At 76.3% G+C, this 14,569-nt stretch carries 13 protein-coding genes; 7 read left to right on the top strand and 6 right to left on the bottom strand.

What is annotated here, in order from left to right:
- The first annotated feature begins 75 nt into the window (after positions 1 to 75).
- Positions 76 to 816: an ANTAR domain-containing protein gene (locus AC5FZL_RS04720; RefSeq protein WP_493617409.1), complete on the top strand. Its 741-nt coding sequence runs from the start codon at positions 76 to 78 to the stop codon at positions 814 to 816.
- Between the two features lie 3 nt (positions 817 to 819).
- On the opposite strand, the gene thpR is transcribed toward AC5FZL_RS04720, so the two are convergent.
- The 4 genes from thpR to AC5FZL_RS04700 all read right to left on the bottom strand — a co-directional run bounded on the left by thpR (position 820) and on the right by AC5FZL_RS04700 (position 5,707).
- Complete coding sequence (gene thpR / locus AC5FZL_RS04715) at positions 820 to 1,362, bottom strand: RNA 2',3'-cyclic phosphodiesterase (RefSeq protein ID WP_493617408.1); 543 nt, start codon at positions 1,360 to 1,362, stop codon at positions 820 to 822.
- 1 nt (position 1,363) lies between these two features.
- Complete coding sequence (locus AC5FZL_RS04710; protein WP_493617407.1) at positions 1,364 to 2,845, bottom strand: NCS2 family permease; 1,482 nt, start codon at positions 2,843 to 2,845, stop codon at positions 1,364 to 1,366.
- A gap of 134 nt (positions 2,846 to 2,979) precedes the next feature.
- Complete coding sequence (hisD, locus tag AC5FZL_RS04705; protein ID WP_493617406.1) at positions 2,980 to 4,308, bottom strand: histidinol dehydrogenase; 1,329 nt, start codon at positions 4,306 to 4,308, stop codon at positions 2,980 to 2,982.
- Between the two features lie 25 nt (positions 4,309 to 4,333).
- Positions 4,334 to 5,707 carry a sugar porter family MFS transporter gene (locus AC5FZL_RS04700; RefSeq protein WP_493617429.1) on the bottom strand — a complete coding sequence of 458 codons (1,374 nt, stop codon included), beginning with the start codon at positions 5,705 to 5,707 and terminating at the stop codon, positions 4,334 to 4,336.
- A gap of 220 nt (positions 5,708 to 5,927) precedes the next feature.
- On the opposite strand from AC5FZL_RS04700, the gene AC5FZL_RS04695 reads away from it, so the two are divergent.
- From AC5FZL_RS04695 to AC5FZL_RS04675, 5 genes are all read left to right on the top strand, one after another.
- On the top strand, positions 5,928 to 8,885 hold the full coding sequence (locus AC5FZL_RS04695) for an FAD-binding and (Fe-S)-binding domain-containing protein (RefSeq protein ID WP_493617405.1): 2,958 nt from the start codon (positions 5,928 to 5,930) through the stop codon (positions 8,883 to 8,885).
- A 75-nt stretch (positions 8,886 to 8,960) separates the two neighbouring features.
- Positions 8,961 to 9,821: an NAD-dependent epimerase/dehydratase family protein gene (locus tag AC5FZL_RS04690; RefSeq protein ID WP_493617404.1), complete on the top strand. Its 861-nt coding sequence runs from the start codon at positions 8,961 to 8,963 to the stop codon at positions 9,819 to 9,821.
- A gap of 39 nt (positions 9,822 to 9,860) precedes the next feature.
- Entirely contained in the window at positions 9,861 to 10,544 is a 684-nt protein-coding gene (locus tag AC5FZL_RS04685; protein WP_493617403.1) for an LON peptidase substrate-binding domain-containing protein, read from the top strand.
- Between the two features lie 32 nt (positions 10,545 to 10,576).
- The gene (locus AC5FZL_RS04680; RefSeq protein WP_493617428.1) at positions 10,577 to 10,963 is read left to right on the top strand and encodes a VOC family protein; all 387 of its coding nucleotides are present in this window, start codon (positions 10,577 to 10,579) and stop codon (positions 10,961 to 10,963) included.
- 44 nt (positions 10,964 to 11,007) lie between these two features.
- Complete coding sequence (locus AC5FZL_RS04675) at positions 11,008 to 11,289, top strand: hypothetical protein (protein ID WP_493617402.1); 282 nt, start codon at positions 11,008 to 11,010, stop codon at positions 11,287 to 11,289.
- 5 nt (positions 11,290 to 11,294) lie between these two features.
- On the opposite strand, the gene AC5FZL_RS04670 is transcribed toward AC5FZL_RS04675, so the two are convergent.
- Positions 11,295 to 12,032, bottom strand: coding sequence for a DUF8817 family protein (locus AC5FZL_RS04670; protein WP_493617401.1), 738 nt, complete (start codon positions 12,030 to 12,032; stop codon positions 11,295 to 11,297).
- A gap of 157 nt (positions 12,033 to 12,189) precedes the next feature.
- Between AC5FZL_RS04670 and AC5FZL_RS04665 the strand changes: the two genes are divergently transcribed.
- Positions 12,190 to 12,441, top strand: coding sequence for a hypothetical protein (locus tag AC5FZL_RS04665; protein ID WP_493617400.1), 252 nt, complete (start codon positions 12,190 to 12,192; stop codon positions 12,439 to 12,441).
- Positions 12,442 to 12,453: 12 nt separating this feature from the next.
- Here AC5FZL_RS04665 and AC5FZL_RS04660 read toward each other — a convergent pair whose 3' ends face one another.
- A complete protein-coding gene (locus tag AC5FZL_RS04660; protein ID WP_493617399.1) occupies positions 12,454 to 14,394 on the bottom strand; it encodes an ABC transporter ATP-binding protein in 1,941 nt (646 codons plus the stop codon).
- Between the last annotated feature and the right edge of the window lie 175 nt (positions 14,395 to 14,569).

Genomic DNA, 14,569 nt, shown 5'->3' with positions numbered 1-14,569 from the left:
TCACCCCGAGTCGCTCCTAGAGTCACCCCCTGGTCCAGAGGTGCGGCCGCTCGTCCTCCCCTCGAGGAGAAGCCCGTGGACACCCTGGTCGCCGTCGAGCCGCCGCCGTCTCGACCCGGACCCGCCAGCCCGCTCGGGTGGTCGCCCGCGGTCCAGGCGGCGCTGGCCGAGCTCTCCCGCATGCACTTCGACGAGCTCCCGCTGGCCGCGGCCCTGTCCCGCATCGTCGCGCTGGCCCAGGGAGCCGTCCCGGGGGCGGACGAGGCCTCGCTCACCGTGCTCGAGGGCTCACGGGCCCGCACGCTCGCCGCGACGAGCGACCTCGCCGCGCGCCTGGACGAGCGGCAGTACCAGCGCGGCAGCGGCCCCTGCCTGGACGCCGCCCGGTCCGGCACGACCGTGCGGCTGCCCCGCCTGGACCGCGAGAGCCACTACGTCGACTTCGCCGCGGTGGCCTGGGACGTGGGGCTGCAGCGCAGCGCCTCGATCGGGGTGCCCGCGGCCGGCGTCGGCGGCGCGGCGCTGAACCTCTACGGCTTCTCCGGCTCCGGCCAGGACGAGCGGTCCCTGGGCGTGGCCCGCATCTTCGCCGCCGCGGCCGCCGTGGCGCTGTCGCGCCCCCCGCGCCAGGTGCTCCCGGTGGGAGACCGCCAGGCCCTGGTCGAGCAGGCCAAGGGCGTCCTCGTCGCCCGGCTGGGCTGCACGCCCGACGACGCCGCCGAGTTCCTCCAGGAGCAGGCGCGCGCGACCTGCACGGACCTCGCCGAGGTCGCCGCGCGCACCGTGCGCGCCGCCCAGCGCAGCGCCGCGGGCTGAGGCCTAGAGCGCGCCCAGCGGCGCGGAGGCGAGCACCTCGTGGACCGGCTGGGCGCCGAGGGTGCTGCGCACGAGGTGCACGGCCTCCGCGGTCCACCCCGGGCCCGCCCACGGCTCCAGCGCCGCCACGAGCGGGCGCAGGTCCTCACCGCCGCGCGAGCGCGCGACGGTCAGGTGCGGGCGGTAGGAGCGGTCCTCCACGGCCGCGCCGACCCGGCTCCCGGCCGCGGCGGCGGAGGCCGCGAGCCGGGAGACGACCTCGACGTCCCCGTGCACGCCCGCCCACAGCACCTGCTGGCCGAACCGGCCCGCGCCGCCCAGGGACAGGACCGGCGCGCGGTGGCGCGCCGCGGCGCGGGCCAGGCGCTCGGCCAGCTCGCCCGCGCGGGCGTCGTCCACCTCGCCGTAGAAGGCCAGCGTCAGGTGCCAGCGCTCGCGCGGCGTCCACCGCACCGACGACGGCGCCCCCGCGCGCACGGGCCCGAGCGCCTCGGCGAGGCCGTCGAGCACGTGCGGCGGGGGCACCACCGCGGCGAACAGGCGCACGTCAGACGAAGTCGAGCGCCGAGCGGATCGGGGCGATCGCGAAGTAGATGACGAACAGCGCCGCCACCAGCCACAGCAGCGGGTGCACGCGGCGCGCCCTGCCGGTGGCCACGGCGATGAGGGCGTAGGAGACGAAGCCCGCGCCGATGCCGTTGGCGATCGAGTAGGTGAACGGCATGACGACGATGGTCAGGAACGCCGGGATCGCGATCGTGTAGTCCGAGAAGTCGATGCTGCGCACCTGCGTGACCATGAGGAAGCCCACGACGACCAGCGCCGGCGTGGCCGCCTCGAAGGGCACCACCTGCACCAGCGGCGTGAAGAACACGGCCAGCAGGAACAGCACGCCGGTCACGACGCTGGCCAGGCCGGTGCGCGCCCCCTCGCCGACGCCCGCGGCGGACTCGACGTAGGTGGTGTTCGAGGACGTCGAGGCCAGGCCGCCGGCGACCGCGGCGACGGAGTCGACGACGAGCACGCGCTGGACGCCGGGCAGCTCACCCCGCTCGTCGAGCAGGCCGCCCTCGGCGCCGACGCCCACGACGGTGCCCATGGTGTCGAAGAAGTCGGCGAGCATGAGGGTGAAGACGAGCAGCACCGCGGCCACGAGGCCGACCCGCGCGAAGCCGCCGAAGAGGTCGACGTCGCCGAGCAGCGACAGGTCCGGGGTCTGGGCGACCTGGTCCGGCCACGCCGGGACGATGAGGCTCCAGCCCGAGGGGTTGGCGTCACCGCTGGCGGTCGTGCGGCCACCGACGCCGGCCACGGCCTCGACGACGATCGCCAGCACGGTCGTGACGACGATCCCGAGGAGGATCGCCCCCCGGGTGCGGCGGGCCACGAGCACCGTGGTGAGCAGCAGGCCGATGACGAAGACGACCGTCGGCCAGCCCTGGACGCTGCCGCCCACGCCGAGCTCCAGCGGCGTGCCGCCGCCGGCCGGGGTGCGGACGAAGCCGGCGTCCACGAAGCCGATGAGCGCGATGAAGAGGCCGATGCCGACGCTGATCGCCGTCTTGAGCTCGGCGGGGATGGCGTGGAAGACGGCCCGGCGGAAGCCGGTGAGCACGAGGAGGGTGATCACCAGGCCCTCGACGACGACCAGGCCCATCGCCTCGGACCACGTCATCTGGGAGGCGATCCCGAAGGCGAGGAAGGCGTTGAGGCCCAGGCCGGCGGCCAGGGCGAACGGGTAGCGGCCGTAGACGCCCATGAGGATCGTCATGACGCCGGCGACGAGGGCGGTCGCCGCGGCCACCGCCGGGACGCCGAGCACGCGGCCGTCGACGTCCGCGGCGGTGCCGATGATCAGGGGGTTGAGGACGACGATGTACGCCATCGTGAAGAAGGTGGCGATGCCACCGCGGACCTCCTGCTGCACGGACGAGCCGCGCGCGGAGATCGAGAAGTAGCGGTCCAGCCCGCTGCGCGGGGCGCGCGGGGCGGCTGGGCCATCGGGGTGGGACGTGGGCGCGGTGGCCATGACGCTCCTCGACGCAGGTGCAGGGGGGGCGCGGCACAGCATCCCAGGTCAGCGACGGCCCTGGGGCCCGCGAGGGCCGATCCGGGGCGGACGTGACCGCCGCGTCACGCAGCGTCCGCAGCCGGGCCCGCGGATCAGCGGAAGCGCGCGGTGACCGCCTCGCCGTGGGCGGGCAGGTCCTCCGCCTGCGCGAGCGCCACGACGTGGGGGGCGACGTCCTGCAGCGCCTCGCGGGAGTACTCGACGACGTGGATGCCGCGCAGGAACGTCTGCACGCTCAGCCCCGCGGTGTGCGCGCACGAGCCGCCGGTGGGCAGCACGTGGTTGGACCCGGCGCAGTAGTCCCCCAGCGAGACCGGGCTGTGCGCCCCGACGAAGACCGCGCCGGCGTTGCGGACCCGGGCGGCGCGCTCGCGGGCGTCGGCGGTCTGCACCTCCAGGTGCTCGGCGCCGTAGCCGTCGACGACGGCCAGGCCGGCGTCGAGGTCGTCGACGAGGACGACGACGGACTGCTCGGAGGTCAGGGCGGTCCGGATCCGCTCGCTGTGCCGGGTCGCCGCGACGAGGACCTCCAGCTCGGCGTCCACCGCGTCGGCGAACGCCGTGGAGTCGGTGACGAGCACCGCGGCGGCCAGGACGTCGTGCTCGGCCTGGCTGACGAGGTCGGCCGCCACGTGCACCGGGTCGGCGCTGTCGTCGGCCAGGACGGCGATCTCGGTGGGGCCCGCCTCGGAGTCGATGCCGACGAGGCCCCGCAGCAGCCGCTTGGCGGCGGCGACGTAGACGTTGCCGGGCCCGGTGACGACGTCGACGGGCGCGCAGACCAGCGCCCCGGCGTCCGGGCCGTCGCTCTCGCGGGCGCCGTGGGCGAACATCGCGATCGCCTGGGCGCCCCCGACGGCGTAGACCTCCTCCACGCCCAGCAGCGCGCACGCGGCGAGGATCGTCGGGTGGGGCAGGCCGCCGTGCTCGCGCTGCGGCGGGCTCGCGACGGCGAGGGACTCGACGCCGGCCTCCTGGGCGGGCACGACGTTCATGACGACGCTGGAGGGGTAGACCGCGACCCCGCCGGGCACGTAGAGGCCCACGCGCTGCACCGGCACGAACCGCTCGGTGACGGTGCCGCCGGGCACCACGGTGGTGGTGACGTCGGTGCGGCGCTGGTCGGCGTGGACGAGCCGGGCGCGGCGGACGGACTCCTCCAGCGCCGCCCGCACCGCCGGGTCGAGGGCGGCGAGCGCGTCGGCGAGCGCCTGCGCCGGCACCCGCAGGTGCTCGACCCGGACGCCGTCGAAGCGCTCGCCGAGGTCGCGCAGGGCCGCTGCGCCGCGGGTGCGGACGTCGTCCGCGATCGGGCGGACGGCGGCCACGGCGGCCTCCACGTCGAGCGCGGCGCGCGGCAGGCGGCCGCGCAGCTCGCGGGCGTCGAGGGTCTGGCCGCGCAGGTCGAGCCGTCGGATCATGGCGCCCAGCGTAGGCGCGCGCCGCTCACCGCCTCGCGGGCTCGGGCTCCCGGAAGTCGGCGGGCCTGAACCGCCCCGCCTGCAGGCGCCCCTCGATGTCCTCGAGGCTGTGGCCGGTGAGCTCGGGCATCCGGCGCCACACGAAGATCCACGCGGCGACGTTGAAGAGGGCGTAGAGCCACATGGTCTGCCCGACGCCGACGGCGTTGATGATCGACAGCAGCGTCAGGGTGATGAGGAGGTTGGTGCTCCACAGCGCCGCCGACTGGGCGGCGGTGCCGGCCCCGCGGACGGCGAGCGGGTAGATCTCCGAGCCGGTGAGCCAGCCCATGAGCTGCAGGCCGCCGGCGTTGAAGAACATGAAGACGACGAGGCAGGCGATGATGAACGGGGTGCTGCCGCGGCCGCTGTTGCCGGTGACGAAGAGGAGCCCGAGCACGGCCAGGGCCGCCGCGGCGCCGGGGATCATCACGAGGGTGAGGCGGCGGCGCCCGACCCGGTCGACGATCGAGAGCCCGACGACCATCATCACCAGGTAGGTCACCCCGAGGGCGACGCTGACCCGCAGCGCGGCGGTCTCGGAGAAGCCGTTGTCGGTGAGGATCGTCGGCGCGTAGTAGATGATCATCTCGATGCCGCTGAGCTGGGTGAAGATCGCGATGCCGCAGCCGACGACGAGCGCCGGGCGCACCCACACCTGGCGCAGCCCGCGCCAGCCCTGCTCGTCGGCGCTGGCCGACCGCTCGGCCCGGTCCAGCTCGTGCATCTCCCGCAGCTCAGCCTCGGTGTCCGCGTGCTCCCCGCGGATGCGGCCCAGCACCTCCCGCGCCCGGTCGTCCTCGCCGTTCTCCACCAGCCAGCGCGGGCTCTCCGGCAGCCGCAGCATGAGCACGAACATGATCAGCGCCGGCACGGCCGCGCTGCCGATGGAGACCCGCCACGGGACCACCTCGGTGGCGCCGACGATGGTGGAGATGACGATCCCCACGCCGATGCCGACCTGGAAGGTCAGCACGAGGCGGCCGCGGATCTTCGGCGGGGCGAGCTCGGCGACGTACATCGGCACGGTCTGGGTGGCCCCGCCCACGGCGGTGCCGAGGACGATCCGGCCGAGGGACAGCAGCAGCGGGCTCGGCGCGGCGGCGCAGGCGAGCGCGCCGACGGCGAAGACGGCGGCGATCGTCAGCACGGTGCGCCGCCGTCCCCAGCGCTCGGACAGCCGGCTGCACACCAGGGCGCCGATGACGGCCCCGGCGAGGATGCTCGCGGCGATCACCTGCTCCCAGCCGTCACCGGTGTCGAAGTCGCGGCTGATCTGCAGCAGGGCCCCGGAGATGATCCCGGTGTCGTAGCCGTAGAGCAGCGCCGAGATCGCGGAGACGACCGCCGCTGCGAGCAGCGGGCCGCGCACCCGGTCGGCCTGGGCGGGCCGCCCCGGCTCGGACGGTGCGGTTCCAACCGGGCTCACGGGGGCTCCTCGTCGACGGCTCGCGGCTCCCCGCGGTCGGCGGGGCTGGGGGGTGGCGCAGGGGGTGGCGCAGGGGGTGGCGCAGGCGCCCCGGAGGGGCGTCGCGGACGCTACCGCCGGAGCGTCGGTCGCGCCTGGGAGGATCTCCTCCGTGACCGTGCAGCTCGACCGCTCCGACGCCGCGAGCCCCGCCCCGTCCGCCGAGGCCCTCGTGGCCGCGCTGGCCGCCGCCCTGGGCGAGGGCGGCGCCGCGCAGGTGGACGCCAGCTCCCGGCGCCGGGCGGAGTACACGACCGACGCCTCCAACTACCGCGTCGTCCCGCGCGCGGTGGTCTTCCCGCGCACGGCCGAGGACGTCGAGGCGGTCCTCGGCGTCTGCCGCGAGCTCGGCGTCCCGCTGACCTCGCGCGGCGCGGGCACCTCGGTGGCCGGCAACGCGATCGGGCCGGGCGTCGTCCTCGACTTCTCCCGGCGCATGAACCGGGTGCTGGAGATCGACCCCGAGACGCAGACGGCGCTGGTCGAGCCCGGCGTGGTCCTCGACGACCTCCAGCGCGCCGCCGCGCCGTTCGGCCTGCGCTTCGGCCCCGACCCCTCCACCCACGCCCGCTGCACCGTCGGCGGGATGATCGGCAACGACGCCTGCGGCTCCCACGCCCTGGCGTACGGGCGCACCAGCCACAACGTCGTCGCCCTCGAGGTGCTCGACGGCCGGGGCCGCCGCTTCTGGACCGACGCCCCGCCGGCGGACCTGTCCGCCGACCTCGCCGCGGTGGCCTCGGCCCACCTCGGGCTGGTGCGCACCCAGTTCGGCACGTTCGGGCGCCAGGTCTCCGGCTACGCCCTCGAGCACCTCCTGCCCGAGCACCAGACCCCCAGCGGCTCCGGCCCGGCCGGCACCCGCCTGGCGCGCCTGCTCACCGGCTCCGAGGGCAGCCTGGCCACGATGCTCGCCGCGCGGGTCAAGCTCGTGCGCGAGTCGCCCGCGACGGCGTTCGTCGTCCTGGGGTACCCCGACATGGCCACCGCTGCCGACGCGACGCCTGGCCTCCTCACCCACCTGCCGCTGGCGGTGGAGGGCATCGACCGGCGCCTGGTCGACGTGGTGCGCGCGAAGGGCCGCGCCGTCGAGGGCCTGCCGAGCGGCGAGGGCTGGCTCTTCGTGGAGGTGGGCGGCGCCGACCAGGGCGAGGCCGACGCCAAGGCCGCCGCCCTCGTGGCCGACGCTCTGGCCGGCCCGGCCCTCGACGCCGTCGTCGTGCCCACCGCGGCGCAGGCCCGCCAGCTGTGGCGCATCCGCGAGGACGGCGCCGGCCTCGCCGGCCGCTCCCCCGACGGCTCCCCCGCCTGGCCGGGCTGGGAGGACGCCGCCGTGCCGCCCGAGCGCCTGGGCGCCTACCTGCGCGCGTTCGAGGCCCTGATGGCCGCTCACGGCGTCGACGGCCTGGCCTACGGCCACTTCGGCGACGGCTGCATCCACGTGCGGATCGACTTCCCCCTCTCCGAGGCCGGCGGCGCGGCAGCGACGAAGGCCTTCCTCACCGAGGCCGCGACCCTCGTCGCCGCGCACGGCGGGTCGCTGTCGGGCGAGCACGGCGACGGGCGGGCCCGCGGCGCGCTGCTGCCGCTCATGTACGACGCCGAGGCGATCACCGCCTTCGAGGAGGTCAAGGCGGTCTTCGACCCCGACGACCTGCTCAACCCCGGCGTGATCGTGCGCCCGCGCCCGCTGGACGCCGACCTGCGGGTGCCGCACGCGCGCACCGCCGTCTCGATCGGGCGGCGCAGCGCGACCGGCGGCGACGGCCCGCTGCAGTTCGCCTACCCGGCCGACGGCGACGACCTCACCCGAGCGGTGCACCGGTGCGTGGGGGTGGGCAAGTGCCGGGCCGACTCCGGCGGGGTGATGTGCCCCTCCTTCCTCGCCACCGGCGACGAGAAGGACTCCACCCGCGGCCGCGCGCGCCTGCTGCAGGAGATGGCCAACGGCACCCTGGTCACCGACGGCTGGCGGTCGGAGGAGGTCCACGAGGCCCTCGACCTGTGCCTGTCGTGCAAGGGCTGCGCGATCGACTGCCCCGCCGGGGTCGACATGGCCACCTACAAGGCCGAGTTCCTCGACCACCACTACGCCGGCCGCCGCCGGCCGATGAACCACTACCTGCTCGGCTGGCTGCCGCGCTGGTCGCGCCTGGCCGCCCTCGCCCCGCGGGTGGTCAACGGGCTGCTGGCCGTGCCCGGCGCCGCGCACGTGGCCCGCGCGGTCGGCGGGGTGGACCAGCGCCGCCCGCTGCCCCGCTTCGCCCCCGAGACCTTCCGGGGCTGGTTCCGCGGGCGGACGCCGTCCAGCGCGGCGGCGGCCCGGCGCACCCCGGTCGTGCTCTGGGTCGACACGTTCACCGACCACTTCGACCCGGCCGTGGGGCAGGCGGCGGTGAAGCTGCTGGAGCACCTCGGCTTCGAGGTGACCATCACGCAGCGCCGCGTCTGCTGCGGGCTGACCTGGGTCTCCACCGGGCAGCTCGACGGCGCCAAGCGCCAGCTGCGCGCCTCCCTCGACGCCCTCGAGGAGGCCACCGCCCGGGCCACCGGGGCGGCCGGCGCCGGCCCGGCGGACGTGCCGATCGTCGGGCTCGAGCCCAGCTGCACGGCGCTGCTGCGCGAGGACGCCGCCCGGCTGCTGCCCGACGACCCGCGCGCCCGCGCCCTGCACGGGCGGGTGCGCACGGTCGCCGAGCTCATCGCCGAGCAGCGCCCCGACTGGGTGCCGCCGCGCCTGGACACCGCGGCGCTCGTGCAGCCGCACTGCCACCACCACGCGGTGATGGGCTTCAGCCCCGACGAGGCGCTCATGGCCAGGGCGGGCATCACCCCCGACGTGCTCAAGGGCTGCTGCGGCCTGGCGGGCAACTTCGGCGCCGAGCAGGGGCACTACGACGTCTCGGTCAAGGTCGCCGAGCACGCGCTGCTGCCGGGGCTGGAGCGCACCGCGGCCGACGTCCCGGTGCTGGCCGACGGGTTCTCCTGCCGCACCCAGAGCGACAACCTCACCGGACGCCGTCCGCTGCACCTCGTCGAGCTGCTGGCGGCCGCCCTGCCCGAGGACTGACCGCCCATCGCGATCAGGGGATGCCGCCACCCGCGCCGGGTGGCGGCATCCCATGATCACGATGAGGGTGGGCGGGTGAAGATCCTCGTGACCGGCGGCAGCGGCAAGCTCGGGCGCGCGGTGGTGCGCCACCTCGTCGAGCACGGCCACGACGTGCTCAACGTCGACGCGCTCCCCTCCCCCGACGCCCCGGCCGGCCCGCGCTACCGCTTCCTGCGCGCCGACCTGCGCGACCACGGGCAGGTGCTGGAGCTGATGACCGGCGTCGACGAGCACCACCGCGCGGGCGTGGACGCCGTCGTCCACCTCGCGGCGATCCCCGCGCCGGGGATGACCACCGACGCCGCGACCTTCGCCAACAACACCCTGAGCACCTACAGCGTCTTCACCGCCGCCCGGGCCGCGGGGATCACCAACGTCGTCTGGGCCTCGTCGGAGACCGTGCTCGGCCTGCCGTTCACCACCCCGCCGCCGTACGCGCCGGTCGACGAGGAGTACGCCCCGCGCCCGGAGACCTCGTACTCCCTGTCCAAGGACCTCGGGGAGGAGATGGCGCGCCAGCTCTGCCGCTGGGAGCCGGCGATGAAGATCATCGGGCTGCGGTTCTCCAACGTCATGGAGCCGCACGACTACGCGGCCTTCACCGGGTGGCAGGACGACGCCCGCGCCCGCAGCTGGAACCTGTGGGGCTACATCGACGCCCGTGACGGCGCCCAGGCCGTGCGCCGGGCCCTGGAGCTCGACGCGACGGGCGCCGACGTCTTCATCGTCGCGAACGCCGACACCGTGATGGAGCGGCCGAGCGCGGAGCTGCTGGCCGAGGTCTTCCCCGACGTGCCGCTGGCCCGCGAGGTCACCGGCCACGAGACGCTGCTCTCGATCGACAAGGCCCGGCGGGTGCTGGGCTTCGAGCCGGAGCACGGCTGGCGCGGCTGAGCCGGGCCACCGGCCCCGGGCCCGCCTAGGGTGGGCCCGGTGAGCGAGCGCCTGCCGCTGTTCCCGCTGCGGACCGTCCTGGTCCCCGGCCTGGTGCTGCCGCTGACCGTCTTCGAGCCCCGCTACGTGGCGCTGGTGCGCGACCTCATGGCGCTCCCCGAGGAGCAGCGGGCCTTCGGCGTGGTCGCGCTGCGCAGCGGCCGCGACGCCGGCACCGCCCACGACGCCGCGGCGCTGCACGCGGTGGGCTGCACCGCGGTCGTGCGCGAGGTGACCGAGACCGGCGACGGCACCTACGAGATGGTGACGTCCGGCGCCGTGCGGTTCCGCCTCGAGGGGCTGGACGAGGCCGCGGGCACGCCGTACCTCACCGGCCTGGTCAGCGCCCTCGCCGAGCCCGCGGGCGAGGGCGTGGACGCCGCAGGCCTGTCCGGGCTCGCGGCGTCGGTGGCGGAGGGCTGGACGGCGTACCGCGACCGGCTGGGCATCGCCGCCGCCGGGCTGCCGGGGGGCATCCCGGCCGAGCCCGCGGTGCTGTCCTACCTCGTCGCCGCCGGCATGGTGCTGGACCTGCCCGAGCGCCAGCGGCTGCTGGAGGTACCGGACACCGCCACCCGCCTGCGGCGCGAGCGGCACCTGCTGGCCCGCGAGGCCGTGCTCATCCCGGCGCTGCGCTCGCTCCCCGCGCAGGACCTGGGCTCCGTCGAGGTCAGCCCCAACTGAGAGGAGCGCCCGTGGACGCGCAGCGCGTGCAGATGAAGCTGGAGCTCGTGCCGGTCCCCGTCACGGACGTCGACCGGGCCAAGGCCTTCTACGCCGACCAGCTCGGGTTCGTCGTCGACGTCGACGTGCGCCCGGCCGACGGCGTGCGGGTGGTGCAGCTGACGCCGCCGGGCTCGGCGTGCTCGATCGGGCTGGGCACCGGCCTGCCGGTCTACGACGCCCCGCCCGGGTCGGTCAGGGGCCTGCACCTCGTCGTCGACGACGTCGAGCGGGCCCGGGCCGAGCTGGTCGGCCGCGGCGTGGCCGTGGGCGCGGTGCACGACGTCGGCGGCGGCGTGCTCCACGCCTCGCTGGAGGACCCCGACGGCAACACCCTGACCCTGCAGCAGATGCCGTGGCGCACCGGCGACGCCTTCTGACCGGGCCGGGTGTGCTGGGCCCGGCACCGGGGTACCTCACGCCCATGACCAGTCCCGAGCAGGACGGCGTCCTCGGCGCCGGCAGCGAGCCGATCGTCACCGAGCGCCAGGACCCCTACGGCACCGCCGACCCCGAGGACGCGGTGGACCGCTCCGGGGTGATCGGCGCCGCCGACGCCACGCAGCGCTCGGCCGGCCCGGAGGACTCCGACGACCCGGAGCTCGAGGGCCGCCCCGACTCCGACGCGGCGCAGGAGCAGAGCGGCGGCGACCCCGGCCTGGGCGACGTCCTCGACGTCCCGGGCGAGCGCCAGCACCGGGGCTGACCGGCTCACGCCCGCCCGTCGCCGGGGGCCGAGGCGAGCACCTCCTCGGCGTGGAGGAGGTCGGCGGTCACCGCGTCGGCCGCGCCGACGGACAGCCTCAGCTCCCAGGCGCGGGCGAGCTCGGCCGCCGCCTCGCTCGTGCGCCCGGTGCGCACCAGCAGCTCGACCCGGTAGGCCAGAGCCCGCACGCGGTCCACCGGCGCGGCGTCGTGGTGGCGCTCCAGGGCGCGGTCGAGCACGGCGAGGGCCTGGACGTCGTCCCCTCGGGCGTCGCCCTGGCGCGCGGCGACCTCGAGGGCGCGGGCCAGACCGGTGCTGCGACCGGCCGGCTGGTCCTCGCCCTCGGCGTCCTCCGCCGCTCCCGCCCGGTAGACGCGCAGCCAGGTGCCCCCGGGGTCGACGACGGTGAACCCCGTCGCGGTGCCCTGCTTGCGGCGCAGCCGCAGGATCCGCGGGACGCCGACCGAGGGCAGCCGGCCGTACCGCTCGCGCAGGCCGCGCGCGAAGTCCGCGTAGAGCGCCTCGGCGTCCGGGACGACGACGACCACGCTGCTCAGCGAGGTCGTGGGGTCGAGGCCCTGGACCTCCACGAGGTGCACCGCCCAGTCGTCCCGGGCCAGCACCGCGTAGGGGTTCGGGCGCACCTGGTGGAAGGTCCGCACGAACCCGAGGGCCTCGTAGAAGGCGACCGCCTCGCCGAGGTCCGGGCACGACAGCACCGGGTACGTGCGCTCTCCCACCATCGCGCCACTGTGGCGACCCGCGGGGCCGCGGTCCAGGGTCCCGGGGCCGCGTGCGCCCTCCTGGGGGACCTCCCGCACGCACCGCTCCGGCTCGCCCTCCGGCGCGCAGGGGCGCAGGCTCGCGGAGCAGGCACGCCCCGACCCACCAGGAGGACCCGTGCGCGACGAGCTCGACACCGTCGACCCCAGCGACAACGCCGAGGACCGCTCGGCCGAGGGCGACCGCCACCCCGGCACCGCCCGGGCCGGTGGGCGGAGCGTCCCTCCCGAGGCGCTCGACGCCCGCGACGCGCAGGGCCCCGACGGCACGGCCGCCGGGAACCCGCTGGACGGCGTCCTGATCTCCGAGGACGACGCCGAGGGGGCCGTCCCCGGTGACACCGGCCCGGAGCACCCCGGGACCCGCTGAGGCCGGCCCGGGTCAGGCCGGCAGCGCGGCCCCGCGCTCGGCGTCCTCGCGGGCGCGACCGGCCAGGCGCGCGTAGCGGCCGCCGGCGGCCACGAGCTGCTCGTGCGTCCCGCGCTCGGCGACCCGCCCGCCGTCCAGGACGACGATCGCGTCGGCGTCCCGGACGGTCGACAGGCGGTGCGCGATGGTGATCGTCGTGCGGCCGCGGCTGGCCTCGTCCAGCGCGGCCTGCACGGCCCGCTCGGTCTCGTTGTCCAGCGCCGAGGTCGCCTCGTCGAGCACGAGCACCCTCGGGTCGCGCAGCAGCGTGCGCGCCAGGGCCAGGCGCTGCTTCTCCCCGCCGGAGAAGCGGTGTCCGCGGGCGCCCACGACGGTGTCGTAGCCGTCGGGCAGCGCGGCGATGAGGCCGTGCACCTGGGCGCGGCGCGCGGCGTCCTCGATCTCGGCGTCGCTCGCCCCGGGGCGGGCGTGGCGCAGGTTCTCGCGCACCGTGGTGTGCAGGAGGTACGTCTCCTGGGAGACCACCCCGACGAGGCGGGAGAGGGTGTCCAGGGACAGGTCGCGCACGTCGACGCCGTCGAGGAGCACCCGGCCGGTGGTGGGGTCGGCGAGGCGGGAGACGAGGGAGGCGAGCGTGGTCTTGCCCGCGCCGGTCTCGCCGACCAGCGCGAGGGTGGTGCCCGCCGGCACGGTGAGGTCGATGCCGCTCAGCGCCGGGCGGACGGCGTCCGGGTGGGTGAGCCCCACGCCCTCGAACCGCACCTCCCCGCGCGCGGTCTCGGGGTCCAGCGGCACCGGCGCCACCGGGTCGTCGATGTCGACGGGCAGGTCGAGGTACTCGAAGACGCGGCTGAAGAGCGCCATCGACGTGGTCAGCTGCACCCCCACGTCGAGCAGGCCCATGAGCGGGCGGAACAGCGCCCCCTGCAGCGCGGTGAAGGCGACCAGCGTGCCGATGGTCATGCCGCCGGAGGTGGCCGGCAGGCCGGCGGCCAGGTAGATCAGGGCCGGGATCCCGGCGAAGACGATGCTCATGGACGCCATCCGCCAGCGGCCCGCGAGCTGGCTGCGCACCTCCAGCGCGACGAGGTCGGCAGAGGTCTCGGCGAACCGCTGCGACTGCGCGGGGCCGGTGCCCAGGGTCTTCCCCAGCAGCACCCCGCTGACCGACAGGCCCTCCTCGACCTGCGTCTGCAGGTCGGCGAGCCGGCGCTGGCGGGCGGCGGTGATGCTCCGGCGCGCGAGCGCGACCTGGCGGGTGAGCAGGACGGCGGGCGGCAGGACGAGCAGGGACAGCAGCGACAGGCGCCAGCTGAGGGCGACCATGGCCACCGCGGTGCCGACGACGGTGGTGGCGTTGGCGGCGAGCGAGGTCGCGGTGGAGGTGACCACCGACTGCATGCCGCCGATGTCGTTGGTCAGGCGCGACTGCACCTCCCCGCCGCGGGTGCGGGTGAAGAAGCCGAGGGACTGGCGCTGGAGGTGGGCGAAGACGCCGGTGCGCAGGCCGTGCATGACGTGCTGGCCGACGGTGGTCGACAGCCAGGTCTGGACGACGCCGAGCAGCGCGGTGACGGCGGCGACGGCGACCATGCCGCCGACGGCCCAGGCGAGGAGCGGCAGGTCCTGGTGCGGCAGCGCGTCGTCGATGACGAGCCGGACGAGGAAGGGCGTGGCCAGGCCGATGGCCGAGGAGGCGACGATGAGGGCGACGACGACGCCGACCTGCCAGCGGTGGGGGGCGAAGAGGGCGGCGACGCGGCGCAGCGGCACCGGGGAGCGCTCGAGCTGGGCGCGGTCGGCGGGGTCGACGCGGCGGCCGCTGCGGCCCCCGCGCTCGGCGCCGGGGGGCTGGGGGTGCGAGGAGGTGTCGTCCGTGGGGACCACGTCCTTCCGAGGTCGAGTTGGTGAGGTTACCTCACAGTGAGGTAACGCCACACCGACCGCTACCATTCCCCCGTGAGCGACGAGGCGCCCCTGGCCGACCTGCTGATGCGCGCGGCCCGCACGCTGCGGCGGCGGGTGGGCGGCGTGCTGGAGCCGTGGGGCCTGTCCCCCCACCACGCCCGGGCGCTGCGCTCGGTCGGTCGGGCGGACGGGCTGCGGCTCAGCGACCTGGCCGCCGCGC

The organism is Quadrisphaera sp. DVD1 (assembly GCF_058932755.1).
Note: the sequence above shows the minus strand (reverse complement) of the source record. Positions and strands in the feature narration are given on the sequence as shown.

Coding starts and splice junctions, on each gene's coding strand:
- AC5FZL_RS04710 (WP_493617407.1), bottom strand. CDS start 2,845: ATGGCCACCGCGCCCACGTCCCACCCCGATGGCCCAGCCGCCCCGCGC.
- hisD (WP_493617406.1), bottom strand. CDS start 4,308: ATGATCCGACGGCTCGACCTGCGCGGCCAGACCCTCGACGCCCGCGAG.
- AC5FZL_RS04680 (WP_493617428.1), top strand. CDS start 10,577: ATGAAGCTGGAGCTCGTGCCGGTCCCCGTCACGGACGTCGACCGGGCC.
- AC5FZL_RS04675 (WP_493617402.1), top strand. CDS start 11,008: ATGACCAGTCCCGAGCAGGACGGCGTCCTCGGCGCCGGCAGCGAGCCG.
- AC5FZL_RS04670 (WP_493617401.1), bottom strand. CDS start 12,032: ATGGTGGGAGAGCGCACGTACCCGGTGCTGTCGTGCCCGGACCTCGGC.
- AC5FZL_RS04660 (WP_493617399.1), bottom strand. CDS start 14,394: ATGGTAGCGGTCGGTGTGGCGTTACCTCACTGTGAGGTAACCTCACCA.